Source organism: Citrobacter sp. wls826, assembly GCF_005281245.1.
Lineage (GTDB): Bacteria > Pseudomonadota > Gammaproteobacteria > Enterobacterales > Enterobacteriaceae > Citrobacter > Citrobacter braakii.
This window is the reverse complement of sequence record NZ_SZWS01000053.1, coordinates 282,726-296,655: the sequence shown is the minus strand read 5'-3', so window position 1 is coordinate 296,655 and position 13,930 is coordinate 282,726. Positions and strand designations below refer to the sequence as shown.

Here is a 13,930-nt window from a genome sequence, read left to right as displayed (position 1 = left end):
GACTGGCAGCCGAAGAACTCACCGCCGCAATACGCCGGTCCTATCCGCTTACGTCAGGGGCTGGGTCAGTCGAAAAACGTGGTGATGGTACGCGCCATGCGCGCGATGGGCGTGGATTACGCAGCAGAGTATCTGCAACGTTTCGGCTTCCCGGCACAGAACATTGTGCACACCGAGTCGCTGGCGCTGGGTTCTGCCTCGTTCACGCCGTTGCAGGTGGCACGCGGTTATGCAGTGATGTCTAACGGCGGCTTCCTGGTCGATCCGTATTTCATCAGTAAAATCGAAAGCGATATGGGCGGCGTTATCTTCGAGGCGAAGCCGAAAATTGCCTGTCCGGAATGCGATATTCCGGTGATTTATGGTGATACCCAGAAATCTAACGTGCTGGAGAACAGTAACGTCGAAGATGTCGCCGTCTCGCAGGAACAGCAGAATGCCGCCGTGCCTATGCCTCAGCTTGAGCAGGCAAACCAGGCGCTGGTCGCGCAAAGCGGAACGCAGGAGTACGCTCCACACGTGATCAACACGCCGCTGGCCTTCCTGATTAAAAGCGCCCTGAACACCAATATCTTTGGTGAGCCGGGCTGGATGGGAACCGGTTGGCGTGCAGGTCGCGATTTACAGCGCCATGATATCGGCGGGAAAACCGGGACCACCAACAGCTCTAAAGATGCATGGTTCTCCGGCTACGGGCCAGGCGTGGTGACGTCGGTATGGATCGGGTTTGATGACCATCGCCGCAATCTCGGACACACGACGGCTTCTGGGGCGATCAAAGACCAGATCTCCGGCTACGAAGGCGGCGCAAAGAGCGCACAGCCTGCCTGGGATGCCTATATGAAGTCCGTGCTGGAAGGCGTGCCTGAGCAGCCGCTGACGCCGCCGCCGGGTATCGTGACGGTCAATATCGATCGCAGCACCGGTCAACTGGCAAGCGGTGGCAACAGCCGCGCAGAATACTTCATTGAAGGCACTCAGCCGACGCAACAGGCGGTGCATGAGGTGGGGACGACCATTATTGATAATGGTGAGACGCACGAACTGTTCTGATCCCTGACCGATCAAAAAAAGGCGCTTCGGCGCCTTTTTTATTATTCGTGAAGAGAAATTAAAGCCGCCCCTGTCCTTTCAGCCATTCGCGCACGAGGAACAGCGCACTCACATTACGCGCTTCGTGAAAATCAGGATCTTCCAGCAGGTCCATCATATGCGCCAGCGGCCAGCGCACCTGCGGTAATGGTTCAGGCTCATCACCTTCCAGCGATTCAGGATATAAGTCCTCCGCCACCACGATGTTCATTTTGCTGGAGAAATAGGACGGCGCCATGCTGAGTTTCTTTAAAAACGTCAGATCTTTTGCGCCAAACCCCACCTCTTCTTTCAGCTCCCGATTCGCCGCTTCATACACGCTTTCGCCAAGATCGATTAACCCCTTGGAAAAACCCAGTTCGTAAGATTCGGTCCCGACCGCGTATTCGCGGATGAGGATCAGGTGGTCGTCCACAATCGGCACAATCATTACCGCTTCACGCGTGGACGGGCGCATACGTTCATAAACGCGGCGTACGCCATTGCTGAACTCAAGGTCCACGCTTTCGACTTTAAACAGCCGGGATTGGGCGACGGTTTCCACTTTCAAAATCGTGGGTTTCTGTAATGATTTGCTCATTGTGAGGATCTTTGCTGTGAAATCTGGGGTTATTGTGCGATATACCGCACGGTTTCGGCAATGTGAATTGCCGTTTATTTACATTTATGTAACGTACTAAAAGTTAATCCCTATTTCAAATTAAAAGTCAATAGGTTGAAATAACTCCAGGAATTTGCTGATATTCCATTTTTAGTGATTTTGCTATGATTCGCATTTACTGGGCTGTACTTAAAGATGCTCAAGTTCGACTCCACACTTGCCGATAGCCAACCACAGAATCACGAATATTGAACAGGGTGCGACTGACCACGCCTGACAGACTAAGTAAGATGGGGAAAGCATGAGCACCATTCTGATTTTTTTAGCTGCTTTGCTGGCCTGCTCATTGCTTGCAGGATGGCTACTCAGAACGAAATCCAGACGGAAAAATTTACCCTTGAGCAACGTCTTCTCAGACGCCTCGAAGCGTAAACTCACGCCTGAAGAGCGCAGTGCAGTCGAAAACTATCTCGAAAGCCTTAGTCAAATTCAGCAGGTACCTGGTCCAACGGGCGCCAGCTCCGCGCCGGTGTCATTAACGCTGAATGCCCAAAGTAATAGCGTCATCGTACTTACGCACGCGATTACACGTTACGGCATTACTACCGACGATCCTAACAAATGGCGTTACTATCTTGATTCCGTTGAGGTACATCTTCCCCCTTTCTGGGAACAATACATCAATGACGAAAACAGCGTTGAGCTAATCCACACCAATACGATACCGCTGGTTATCTCCCTGAACGGCCATACGCTGCAGGAATATATGCAGGAAGCGCGTGGCTATGCGTTACAGCACACCACTTCTACCCAGGCGTCCATTCGCGGTGAAGAAAGCGAGCAGATTGAACTGCTGAATATTCGCCAGGAAACCCATGAAGAATATGCGCTTAGCCGCCCATCGGGATTGCGCGAGGCGTTACTGATTGCCGCATCGTTCCTGCTGTTCTTTTTCTGTTTGATAATCCCGGATACGTTTGTTCCGTGGACAGTTGGTGGCGCGGTGCTGCTACTGGCTGCGGGTCTGTGGGGGCTGTTTGCCCCACCGTCTAAAACCGCCCTGCGGGAAATTCATTGTCTGCGCGGTACGCCGCGTCGCTGGGGGCTGTTTGGCGAAAACGACCAGGAGCAAATTAATAATATCTCGCTAGGTATTATTGATCTGATTTATCCACCGCACTGGCAGCCTTACATCGCACAAGATCTTGGCCAGCAAACGGATATTGATATTTATCTCGATCGCCACGTTGTTCGCCAGGGACGTTTTTTATCGCTGCATGACGAAGTCAAAAACTTCCCGTTACAGCACTGGCTGCGCAACGCCGTCATCGCGGGCGGCTCGTTGCTGGTGCTGCTGATGCTGCTGTTTTGGATCCCGCTGGATATGCCGATAAAGCTTACGCTTTCCTGGATGAAGGGCGCACAAACTATCGAAGCCACCAGCGTTAAACAGCTTGAAAACGCGGGCGTTCGCGTGGGTGACACGCTGCATCTGAGCGGTACGGGTATGTGTAACATTCATACCCAGGGGAGCTGGAATGCGCAGCCTTCCGCGCCGTTTATGCCTTTCGATTGCACGCAAATTATCTGGAATGACGCGCGCGCATTACCGCTGCCTGAGTCCGATCTGGTGAATAAAGCCACCGCGCTCACGCAGGCGGTGAACCGCCAACTGCACCCCAAAGCGGATGATGACTCTCGCGTCAGCGCATCGTTACGCTCGGCAATTCAAAAATCCGGAATGGTGTTACTGGACGATTTTGGCGAGATCGTCTTGAAAACGGCCGATCTGTGCGCGGCCAAAGATGAATGTGTACGTTTAAAAAATGCGCTGGTTAACCTTGGTAACAGTAAAGACTGGACGGCGCTGGTGAAACGGGCGAACGCAGGCAAACTGGATGGCGTGAACGTGCTGCTGCGTCCGGTAAGCGCGGAGTCGTTGGATAATCTGGTGAATACCTCTACGGCGCCGTTTATTTCACGCGAGACTGCGCGAGCGGCCCAGACGCTGAATAGCCCAGCCCCTGGCGGTTTCCTGATTATCAGCGACGAAGGCAGCGATCTGGTCGATCAGCCGTGGCCGACAACCTCGCTATATGACTATCCCCCACAGGAACAGTGGAACGCCTTCCAGCGCCTGGCGCAGATGCTGATGCAGACGCCGTTTCGCGCGGAGGGGATCGTCACCAATATTTCGACCGACGCCAATGGCACCCAGCACATTGGCCTGCACCGTATCCCGGATCGTTCAGGATTATGGCGTTACCTTGGCACGACGCTGCTGATGTTCTCCATGCTCGGATGCGCTGTCTACAACAGCATACAGGCCTTCAGACGCTACCAGCGTCACCGCTCCCGCATCACGGAAATTCAGAGCTACTACGAAAGTTGCCTGAATCCAACGCTGATTGACAACCCGGAAAGCCTGATTCGATAACACGCTCGCGCGACAGGATATGCTACCCTGTCGCGCATCATGTTTTCTTCTGGGGAGTTTCCATGCAGATCAATATTGCCTGGCACGATGTCGATACCGTGTTGTTAGATATGGACGGCACGCTGCTCGACCTGGCATTCGATAACTATTTCTGGCAAAAACTGGTGCCGGAAACCTATGGCGCGAAACAGGGTATCTCTCCCCAGGAAGCCCTGGACTATATTCGTCAGCAGTATCATGCCGTGCAGCATACGCTAAACTGGTACTGCCTGGATTACTGGAGCGAATGCCTGGATCTTGATATTTGCGCCATGACAACGGAACAGGGACCGCACGCCGTTTTGCGTGAAGATACTGTACCGTTTCTTGATGCCTTAAAAGCCAGCGGCAAGCGCCGTATTTTACTCACCAACGCGCATCCCCATAACCTGGCGGTGAAGCTGGAGCATACCGGTCTGGCCTCACACCTTGATTTATTACTTTCCACCCACACATTTGGTTATCCCAAAGAGGATCAGCGGTTATGGCACGCTGTGGCTGAAGAAACGGGAATGAGTGCAGAGAAGACGCTGTTTATTGACGACAGCGAACCCATTCTCGACGCCGCTGCTCTGTACGGTATTCGTTACTGCCTCGGCGTGACCAATCCCGACTCAGGCATCGCGGAAAAACAGTACGCACGCCATCCGTCACTGAATGACTACCGCCGACTGATCCCCTCACTGATGTGAAGGAGACGCCATGAAAGAAAAGCCCTCTACTGAAGTCAGGCTGGATAAATGGCTGTGGGCTGCACGCTTTTACAAAACGCGTGCGCTAGCCCGCGAAATGGTTGAAGGCGGTAAGGTGCATTACAACGGCCAGCGCAGCAAACCGAGCAAGATTGTCGAGCTGAACGCCACCCTCACCCTGCGCCAGGGAAATGACGAGCGAACGGTCATTATCAAGGCTATTACCGAGCAGCGTCGCCCGGCCACGGAAGCCGTTACGCTGTATGAAGAAACCGCGGAAAGCGTAGAAAAACGCGAAAAAGTGGCGCTGGCGCGTAAACTTAACGCGTTAACCATGCCGCACCCGGACAGGCGACCGGACAAGAAAGAGCGCCGCGACCTGTTACGATTTAAACATGGCGACAGCGAGTGACTGTCACCTGCAAGAGAGATGATTATGCCGCAACATGACCAATTACATCGTTATCTGTTTGAAAACTTTGCCGTGCGCGGCGAGCTGGTGACCGTTTCGGAAACCCTGCAACAGATCCTCGAAAATCATACTTACCCGCAGCCGGTCAAGAACGTGCTGGCTGAACTGCTGGTCGCCACCAGCCTGCTCACCGCCACGCTGAAGTTTGCCGGTGATATCACCGTACAGCTGCAGGGCGATGGTCCGCTGAGCCTGGCCGTCATTAACGGCAACAACAATCAGCAGATGCGCGGCGTGGCCCGTATGCAGGGCGATATCCCTGAAGGCGCTGATCTCAAAACGCTGGTAGGCAACGGCTACCTGGTGATTACCATTACCCCAGAAGAAGGCGAGCGCTATCAGGGCGTGGTTGGTCTGGAAGGCGACACGCTGGCCGCCTGTCTGGAAGATTACTTCATGCGTTCTGAACAGTTGCCGACACGTCTGTTTATCCGTACTGGCGACGTCGATGGCAAACCCGCTGCTGGCGGGATGCTTCTGCAGGTAATGCCGGCGCAAAACGCGCAGGCAGATGATTTCGATCACCTGACAGCCCTGACCGAAACCATCAAAACTGAAGAGCTGTTAACGCTCCCGGCCAACGACGTGCTGTGGCGCTTGTACCACGAAGAAGAGGTTACTCTCTACGATCCGCAGGACGTTGAGTTCAAATGCACCTGTTCACGCGAACGCTGCGCTGGCGCACTGAAAACGCTGCCGGACGAAGAAGTGGACAGCATTCTGGCGGAAGAAGGCGAGATCGATATGCACTGCGATTACTGCGGGAGCCACTATCTGTTTAACGCCATGGACATTGCTGAGATCCGCAGCAACGCTTCCCCGGCGGACCCGCAGGTACATTAATCACCACTGCCTATCCGGCCCACTATCGTCGACCGGATAGGCGTTCGCACCGCCATCCATCAAAACGCTATCCGCAACACGCTCACTCGTTGTAATAATTCATCGGCAATCGGGTGCCATCAATGGTGATATCACGCCAAACTCTGGGGGCTGAATCCAGTTGATGATTCGCCACCGCCTGCAGCAGTTTATCCTTATTGAATCCTGCAGGTAGCTGACCTGATGCGATGAGTTCCCATTTATCCTCTTTCCTGGCAAAGACCAGACTCTCACCATCGCCAAAAGCATACAGCACCTGCTCAGGCTTACCATCCGCATTGAGGTCCTGATCGACCAGGACGCAAGCATCCTGCTCAACGCAGGATGTAATGCGGTAGCTCTGCCCTTTGACAAACGCCCAGAAGGTCTCATCGGGTTGCCTGCTACCCGGAGCGATCATCACTTTCGGCGCTAGTTGAGTGGTAGTCAGGTTCTGAATGGGATCGCGACGTCCTTGTAGCAGAGAATTTAAGTCGCGCCGGCGCTTACTGTCTTGGTTAAACGCCGCATCTTTTTGTAATGCCTCCAACGCCGCACGTCCCGGTTTTCCGCTATTACCCAACATATACAGGCTGACCTGATCCGGCTTAATTTTGCCGCTGTGATACAGCCCCATATGGCTGTTGACGCTGATGCGCCAGGCATCAATAACCGGCGACGACAGCAAAATCAACAGCCCCAACGCCAGCAACGACACGCAAAGAATCACCTTCCCCTGAAGCTCAAGCGGATTGCGCCCACGGCGTAAAATACTCGCCAGATAGCCAAACGACCAGAGCAGCAGCACACAGACCACCAGCACGCCATATAAACGCTCGGGCGTCCAACCGTACTGTTGAATTCGCACCCACAGTGACCAACCGGCAATCAGCATATAGATGGGCGCGACAACCAGGGCGCATTTGATCAGGTAGCGTAACACGGCTGGATAGGGAAGCGCCTCTTTCTGCGGCTCGCGAACGATAGCTATCAACAGCAGCAGCAGCAGCGCCAGCGTTGACATCAACCCGGCCGCAGACACCCGCTGCGAGATAGCCTCCAGGCCGGTGAAGGGCAAGGTCAGTACAAACATCAGCGCCAGCAGCGCGACCAGGGGTAACAGACCGGTGGCGATCAAAGTCAGTAACTTTTGGACCGCCGCAACCAGACGTGACTGCGTGCGGGTCAGTACCACCGCCAGTGCGGTAACCAGGCCAAAGGCCACGTAACCAAACCAGTCGGTATCAAAGAAAAGCGTGTCGAAGAAGGTAATACCAACGAGCTTAAACATCTCGCTCCATAGCAGGAGCACCATCCAGAACAAACCGTTGGCAACAAAGACAATCAGTAACGTCAGCGCATTAAGCCACAAACTCGTATAAAACTGCGCATAGCGCGCCTGCTGGCGGGATGCGTGGAGCGAGTACTGAATCCATGGCAATGCCAGCATCGCCATCAGCAGTAAGCGCCAGCCGTACAACATAAAAATATCATTTTGCCGCCACTTATCGCTGCCCTCGACTTGCCACTTTAGCCAGACGCTCATCGCCAGCACGACAACAAAGATCAGCGCCATCCAGTACCACAGCGCACGTTGTTTGAAAGAGACAACGGTGAGTAAAAGCGCCGAAGAGAGAGCAATTGTCGCGGGCATGCCATAGAACAGCCAGCCGTCATTATGCGGCACCAGATATGTCATCAGCAGGTAGCACAATATCCCCTGTAACAGGCCGATAGATATCATGCCCCAGCGAGTAGTACGTGAAAGTTCAACACTATCCATGTCGTCACCCAGAATGAAGAGAAAAGGTAATTATCGCATCAACTTCACAATTTTGAGCATTGATAGGCCGATCCCAGACCACTGCGACGGGAAGTGAATCGATATTGTTTATGTATGAGTTACGTTATTTTCTTACGTGAATGCGATTACACTCACAAGTTTCCCGCCAAAAACACTCTCTATTAACGTTTTAAGAACATTTTCCACAACAAAAAAGGGTTTCCTGCCATAATATCCGCCTCTTTGTGACAGGAGTCGCAGCGCATTCGGTTATCCGTGATTTTCCCGGATGCGTAAATCTATGAGCCTTGTCGCGGTTAGCAATCCCTAAAAAACCTTACTATTCCAGGTAATACATATTGGCTAAGGAGCAGTGAAATGCGTGTGAACAAAAGTTTAACCCCGCAAGATCTCAAGGCTTATGGTATCAATGACGTTCAGGATATCGTTTACAATCCAGACTACGACACGCTTTTCCAGGAGGAACTTGATCCAAACCTGGAAGGTTATGAGCGTGGCGTGTTAACAAACCTGGGCGCCGTTGCCGTTGATACCGGTATCTTTACCGGACGTTCGCCAAAGGATAAGTATATTGTCCGTGACGACACCACGCGCGACACGCTCTGGTGGTCCGACAAAGGTAAAGGTAAGAACGACAACAAACCGCTCTCCCCGGAAACCTGGCAGCATCTGAAAGGATTAGTCACCCAGCAGCTTTCCGGCAAGCGTCTGTTTATCATTGATGCATTCTGCGGCGCTAACGCCGATACCCGCCTTTCAGTACGCTTCATTACCGAAGTAGCCTGGCAGGCGCATTTTGTTAAAAACATGTTCATCCGCCCAAGCGACGAAGAGCTGGTTGATTTCAAACCTGATTTCATCGTGATGAACGGCGCTAAATGCACTAACCCGCAGTGGAAAGAGCAGGGTCTGAACTCCGAAAACTTCGTGGCTTTCAATCTGACTGAGCGTATCCAGTTGATTGGTGGCACCTGGTACGGCGGCGAAATGAAGAAAGGTATGTTCTCCGTAATGAACTACCTGCTGCCGCTGAAAGGCATTGCCTCCATGCACTGCTCGGCAAACGTCGGGGAAAAAGGTGATGTGGCAGTCTTCTTTGGCCTGTCCGGTACGGGTAAAACAACGCTGTCCACCGATCCGAAACGCCGCCTGATTGGCGATGACGAACACGGCTGGGATGACGACGGCGTGTTTAACTTTGAAGGCGGTTGCTACGCGAAGACCATCAAACTGTCTAAAGATGCCGAGCCGGAAATCTACAACGCAATCCGTCGTGACGCGCTGCTGGAAAACGTCACCGTGCGCGCAGATGGTTCCATCGACTTCGACGACGGTTCCAAAACCGAAAACACCCGCGTGTCCTACCCGATTTATCACATCGATAACATCGTTAAGCCGGTGTCAAAAGCGGGTCACGCCACCAAAGTGATCTTCCTGACCGCCGACGCGTTTGGCGTGCTGCCGCCGGTCTCTCGCCTGACGGCAGACCAAACCCAGTACCACTTCCTGTCTGGCTTCACCGCCAAACTGGCCGGTACCGAACGTGGCGTCACCGAACCGACCCCAACCTTCTCAGCCTGCTTTGGCGCAGCATTCCTGTCACTGCACCCAACGCAGTACGCAGAAGTACTGGTGAAACGTATGCAGGCGGCAGGTGCGCAGGCATATCTGGTTAACACCGGCTGGAACGGTACCGGCAAGCGTATCTCTATCAAAGATACCCGCGCGATTATCGACGCTATCCTGAACGGTTCGCTGGATGACGCAGAAACGTTCCGTCTGCCGATGTTTGACCTGGCTATCCCAACCGAGCTGCCGGGCGTGGATACTCGCATTCTCGATCCGCGTAATACCTATGCTTCTCCGGAGCAGTGGCAGGAAAAAGCCAACGCACTGGCGAAACTGTTTATCGAGAACTTCGAGAAATACACCGATACCCCTGCGGGTGAAGCGCTGGTTAGCGCCGGACCGAAGCTGTAACGAAGAGTGCCGGATGGCGGTTTCGCCTTATCCGGCCTACAGCAACAAAAAGGGAGGCATTTCGCCTCCCTTTCTTATGCGTCTTTCGTGGTGCCCTGCGCGCGAGTGAAGGGAACCGGAAGCCAGGCGCGGATCGACAACCCTCCTCGTTCACTGGTGCCAATTTCCAGCATACCGTTATGGTTATCGATAATACGCTGCACAATCGCCAGACCCAGGCCCGTGCCGCTGGTACTACGTGCGCTGTCGCCACGGACAAATGGCTGGAACAGGTGTTTACGCTGCTCCGGCTTGATGCCCGGACCATCATCTTCTACCTGGAACCAGGCGCGATGCGTTTCCGTACCGCTGCTGACCTTAATCCAGCCGTTGCCGTAACGGGCGGCGTTAACCACCATATTGGCAACCGCACGCTTGATCGACAGCGGGTGCATTTTCACCTGAATGCTGCCCGGCAGCAGCGCAGTTTCGATTTCACGTTCATAGCCGCTTTCCGCTGCGACCACTTCGCCTAACACCGAGTTCAGATCCGCCATCTCCATCGGCATCTCCTGACCGGTACGCAGATAATCGATGAACTGCTCGATAATGGCATTACACTCTTCGATGTCCTTATTGATGGATTCCGCGAGATAACCATCCTCTTCGCCCATCATTTCGGTCGCCAGACGAATACGCGTCAGCGGGGTACGTAAATCGTGACTCACGCCCGCCATTAACAGCGTACGGTCATCGGCCAGTTGCTTCACACCCGCGGCCATATGGTTAAAGGCTCGGGTAACGGAGCGCACCTCTGAAGCACCATACTCACGCAGCGGCGGCGGAATGATACCTTTCCCCACCTGCAGCGCCGCATGTTCAAGATCCACCAGCGGTCGGTTCTGGATACGGATAAACAGCCACGCGCCACCGATAGCCAACAGCATAATCGCCAGCGTATAGCGGAACAGCGGTGAGAAATCGCCCTGATGGATCTCCGTCAGCGGCACGCGTACCCAGATATTGGGCGACAGCCAGGTTTTCAGCCATACGACCGGCGAGCTTTTGTTCACCTCAACGCGGACTTCCGTCGGACCGCCCAGCTGCTGCGCCATCTGATGGCTTAAGAATTCATAGTGTTGCGCCCAACGCAGTCCAGCTTCTTCAGCGGCCTCGTTGGAATAGAGGGAAATACCCAGCTCACGATAAATTTCCCGGCGGAATGCGGGCGGCACCACCAGTTGCGTACCGTCCTCCAGCTGCAGTTTATCGGTCATCAGCATACGAACTTCGTAGGCCAGGACCTTATTAAACTGCTGGAGGCTCGGCAGTATCGCGAAGTTCAGCACTACCAGGTAAGTCGTCACCAGGCTGGCAAACAGCAAGGTGACGATGAGCAATAACGTGCGAGCAAACGAACTTCGTGGCGAGAAGCGCATTCGCCTCATGCTTTAGAACCGTCCGGAACAAAGACGTAGCCGAGACCCCACACGGTATGAATGTAGCGCGGATGCGCCGGGTCCTCTTCCACCATACGGCGCAGACGAGAAATCTGGACGTCGATAGAACGCTCCATCGCCGAATATTCACGACCACGGGCCAGGTTCATCAGCTTGTCGCGGGACAGCGGCTCGCGCGGGTGGCTTACCAGTGCTTTCAGTACCGCAAATTCCCCGCTGGTGAGCGGCATTGGCTCATCTTCACGGAACATTTCACGCGTACCGAGGTTCAGTTTAAACTTACCAAAAGCAATGACCGCTTCTTCCTGAGAAGGCGCGCCCGGCAGTTCGTTCGCCTGACGACGCAGTACAGCGCGAATACGCGCCAACAGTTCTCGCGGGTTAAACGGCTTCGGAATGTAATCGTCAGCGCCGATTTCCAGTCCAACGATACGATCGACTTCTTCACCCTTCGCCGTGACCATAATGATCGGCATCGGGTTGCTTTGACTGCGCAGGCGACGGCAAATAGACAGGCCATCTTCTCCCGGCAGCATTAAATCCAGCACCATCAGGTGAAAGGACTCACGGGTCAGCAGACGATCCATCTGCTCAGCGTTAGCGACGCTTCGAACCTGGAAGCCCTGCTCGGTCAGATAACGCTCCAGAAGCGCACGCAAGCGCATGTCGTCATCGACCACCAGAATCTTATAGTTCTCTTGCATTGTTATTACTCCCAAAGGTTCGCAACAATTAAGTGTATATTCTTAAGAAAGCTAACGTGAGTCACCAGCGAATTCTGGTATGAATTCCAGGCTAAATTGTTACAAAGCATATTAAACAGCAGCTTAAGTATACAATGTTTCTCGCAATACATTATTTATTCTGTTGATATGCTCGCGTAATACTAATTGTGCGCATCATCACAGAGTCGAAGGTAAAACAATAAGATGAAAACGCCCCTGATAACCCGCGAAGGGTATGAAAAACTCAAACAAGAGCTGAATTACCTCTGGCGTGAAGAGCGCCCGGAAGTCACTAAAAAGGTTACCTGGGCCGCAAGTCTGGGTGACCGCAGCGAAAATGCCGACTACCAGTATAATAAAAAGCGTCTGCGTGAGATCGACCGCCGTGTCCGTTATTTGACCAAGTGTATGGAGAATTTGAAAATCGTCGATTACTCCCCGCAGCAAGAGGGCAAAGTCTTCTTTGGCGCGTGGGTCGAGATTGAAAATGACGATGGCGACATCCGTAAATTCCGTATTGTCGGCTACGATGAGATCTTCGGTCGTAAAGATTACATTTCTATCGACTCACCGATGGCGCGGGCGCTGCTGAAAAAAGAGGTCGGCGATCTCGCGATAGTCAACACCCCTGGTGGTGAAGCCAGCTGGTACGTGAACGAAATTAAATACGTTAAGTGAGACCGGAACAATCCGAAGCCCCGGTAGATGACTGGCATTTTTGCCAGTCAATCCGTATAACTATCCCCTGATTTTTTATCCTATAGACGAAGCTATCCATGATGAATGATTCTTTCTGCCGCATTATCGCAGGTGAAATTCAGGCTCGTGCTGAACAGGTAGAAGCTGCCGTTCGCCTGCTTGACGAAGGGAACACCGTGCCGTTTATCGCACGTTATCGTAAGGAAATCACCGGCGGTCTGGACGATACGCAACTGCGTAATCTGGAGACCCGTCTGGGATATCTGCGTGAACTGGAAGACCGCCGTCAGGCAATCCTGAAATCTATCGGCGAGCAAGGCAAACTGACCGACGATTTGGCGAACGCGATCAACGGCACGTTAAGTAAGACCGAACTCGAAGATCTCTATCTGCCGTACAAACCTAAGCGCCGCACTCGTGGGCAGATAGCCATTGAGGCCGGACTGGAGCCGCTGGCAGATCTGCTGTGGAACGAACCGTCCCATGATCCGGAAACCGAAGCTGCAAAATATCTCAACGCCGAAAACGGCGTGGCCGATACCAAAGCCGCCCTCGATGGCGCACGCTACATTCTGATGGAGCGCTTCGCCGAAGACGCTGCGCTGCTGGCAAAAGTGCGTGATTATTTGTGGAAAAACGCCCATCTGGTTGCCGCCGTGGTTAGTGGGAAAGAAGAGGAAGGCGCTAAGTTCCGCGATTACTTCGATCACCACGAACCTATTTCTACCGTTCCATCCCACCGTGCGCTGGCCATGTTCCGTGGTCGTAACGAAGGCGTGTTGCAGCTTTCACTAAATGCCGATCCGCAATTCGATGAGCCGCCAAAAGAGAGCCACGGCGAGCAGATTATCCAGGATCACCTGGGACTGCGCCTGAACAACGCCCCCGCTGACAGCTGGCGTAAAGGCGTTGTTAGCTGGACGTGGCGCATCAAAGTGCTGATGCACCTTGAAACTGAGCTGATGGGTACCGTGCGTGAACGTGCGGAAGATGAAGCAATCAACGTCTTTGCCCGTAACCTGCATGACCTGCTGATGGCCGCCCCGGCCGGGCTGCGCGCCACAATGGGTCTCGATCCGGGTCTGCGTA

The 13,930-nt window shown here is 53.6% G+C and carries 12 protein-coding genes; 8 read left to right on the top strand and 4 right to left on the bottom strand.

Annotated features, from left to right (window positions below; translation table 11 throughout):
* A partial coding sequence (locus FDW87_RS22610; protein ID WP_252363172.1) for a penicillin-binding transpeptidase domain-containing protein occupies nt 1-1,053 on the top strand: 1,053 nt, incomplete at its 5' end.
* 58 nt (nt 1,054-1,111) lie between these two features.
* Here the strand turns inward: FDW87_RS22610 and nudE are convergent.
* Nucleotides 1,112-1,672: an ADP compounds hydrolase NudE gene (gene nudE / locus FDW87_RS13815; RefSeq protein ID WP_137366904.1), complete on the bottom strand. Its 561-nt coding sequence runs from the start codon at nt 1,670-1,672 to the stop codon at nt 1,112-1,114.
* Nucleotides 1,673-1,994: 322 nt separating this feature from the next.
* Between nudE and igaA the strand changes: the two genes are divergently transcribed.
* The 4 genes from igaA (at nt 1,995) to hslO (ending at nt 6,176) form a co-directional block, all read left to right on the top strand.
* A complete protein-coding gene (gene igaA / locus FDW87_RS13810) occupies nt 1,995-4,130 on the top strand; it encodes an intracellular growth attenuator protein IgaA (RefSeq protein WP_032947230.1) in 2,136 nt (711 codons plus the stop codon).
* A 62-nt stretch (nt 4,131-4,192) separates the two neighbouring features.
* Nucleotides 4,193-4,861, top strand: a complete 669-nt coding sequence (gene yrfG / locus FDW87_RS13805) for a GMP/IMP nucleotidase (RefSeq protein WP_137379841.1) — start codon at nt 4,193-4,195, stop codon at nt 4,859-4,861.
* A 10-nt stretch (nt 4,862-4,871) separates the two neighbouring features.
* A complete protein-coding gene (gene hslR / locus FDW87_RS13800) occupies nt 4,872-5,273 on the top strand; it encodes a ribosome-associated heat shock protein Hsp15 (RefSeq protein ID WP_019078146.1) in 402 nt (133 codons plus the stop codon).
* Nucleotides 5,274-5,297: 24 nt separating this feature from the next.
* A complete protein-coding gene (gene hslO, locus FDW87_RS13795; protein ID WP_016154799.1) occupies nt 5,298-6,176 on the top strand; it encodes an Hsp33 family molecular chaperone HslO in 879 nt (292 codons plus the stop codon).
* A gap of 82 nt (nt 6,177-6,258) precedes the next feature.
* Here the strand turns inward: hslO and FDW87_RS13790 are convergent, their stop codons facing one another.
* Nucleotides 6,259-7,977 (bottom strand): DUF4153 domain-containing protein, encoded by a 1,719-nt coding sequence (locus tag FDW87_RS13790; protein WP_137379840.1) that lies wholly within the window; start codon nt 7,975-7,977, stop codon nt 6,259-6,261.
* A 378-nt stretch (nt 7,978-8,355) separates the two neighbouring features.
* Between FDW87_RS13790 and pckA the strand changes: the two genes are divergently transcribed.
* Complete coding sequence (gene pckA / locus FDW87_RS13785) at nt 8,356-9,978, top strand: phosphoenolpyruvate carboxykinase (ATP) (RefSeq protein ID WP_137379839.1); 1,623 nt, start codon at nt 8,356-8,358, stop codon at nt 9,976-9,978.
* Between the two features lie 74 nt (nt 9,979-10,052).
* Here the strand turns inward: pckA and envZ are convergent, their stop codons facing one another.
* Together envZ and ompR are read right to left on the bottom strand one after the other, a co-directional pair.
* Nucleotides 10,053-11,405: a two-component system sensor histidine kinase EnvZ gene (envZ, locus tag FDW87_RS13780; RefSeq protein ID WP_006687412.1), complete on the bottom strand. Its 1,353-nt coding sequence runs from the start codon at nt 11,403-11,405 to the stop codon at nt 10,053-10,055.
* Nucleotides 11,402-12,121: a two-component system response regulator OmpR gene (ompR, locus tag FDW87_RS13775; RefSeq protein WP_058344951.1), complete on the bottom strand. Its 720-nt coding sequence runs from the start codon at nt 12,119-12,121 to the stop codon at nt 11,402-11,404. Before ompR ends, envZ begins: the two co-directional genes overlap by 4 nt.
* A 225-nt stretch (nt 12,122-12,346) precedes the next feature.
* Here ompR and greB point away from each other — a divergent pair, with 225 nt between their 5' ends.
* Nucleotides 12,347-12,820 (top strand): transcription elongation factor GreB, encoded by a 474-nt coding sequence (gene greB / locus FDW87_RS13770; protein ID WP_016157642.1) that lies wholly within the window; start codon nt 12,347-12,349, stop codon nt 12,818-12,820.
* Between the two features lie 98 nt (nt 12,821-12,918).
* The coding region (locus tag FDW87_RS22605) for a Tex-like N-terminal domain-containing protein (protein WP_305764073.1) at nt 12,919-13,930 on the top strand (1,012 nt) is incomplete at its 3' end.

Excerpts from the sequence above, each read along its gene's own strand:
- FDW87_RS13790 (WP_137379840.1), bottom strand. The coding sequence starts at position 7,977 with ATGGATAGTGTTGAACTTTCACGTACTACTCGCTGGGGCATGATATCT.
- hslO (WP_016154799.1), top strand. The coding sequence starts at position 5,298 with ATGCCGCAACATGACCAATTACATCGTTATCTGTTTGAAAACTTTGCC.
- ompR (WP_058344951.1), bottom strand. The coding sequence starts at position 12,121 with ATGCAAGAGAACTATAAGATTCTGGTGGTCGATGACGACATGCGCTTG.
- hslR (WP_019078146.1), top strand. The coding sequence starts at position 4,872 with ATGAAAGAAAAGCCCTCTACTGAAGTCAGGCTGGATAAATGGCTGTGG.
- greB (WP_016157642.1), top strand. The coding sequence starts at position 12,347 with ATGAAAACGCCCCTGATAACCCGCGAAGGGTATGAAAAACTCAAACAA.
- envZ (WP_006687412.1), bottom strand. The coding sequence starts at position 11,405 with ATGAGGCGAATGCGCTTCTCGCCACGAAGTTCGTTTGCTCGCACGTTA.
- pckA (WP_137379839.1), top strand. The coding sequence starts at position 8,356 with ATGCGTGTGAACAAAAGTTTAACCCCGCAAGATCTCAAGGCTTATGGT.
- igaA (WP_032947230.1), top strand. The coding sequence starts at position 1,995 with ATGAGCACCATTCTGATTTTTTTAGCTGCTTTGCTGGCCTGCTCATTG.
- nudE (WP_137366904.1), bottom strand. The coding sequence starts at position 1,672 with ATGAGCAAATCATTACAGAAACCCACGATTTTGAAAGTGGAAACCGTC.
- yrfG (WP_137379841.1), top strand. The coding sequence starts at position 4,193 with ATGCAGATCAATATTGCCTGGCACGATGTCGATACCGTGTTGTTAGAT.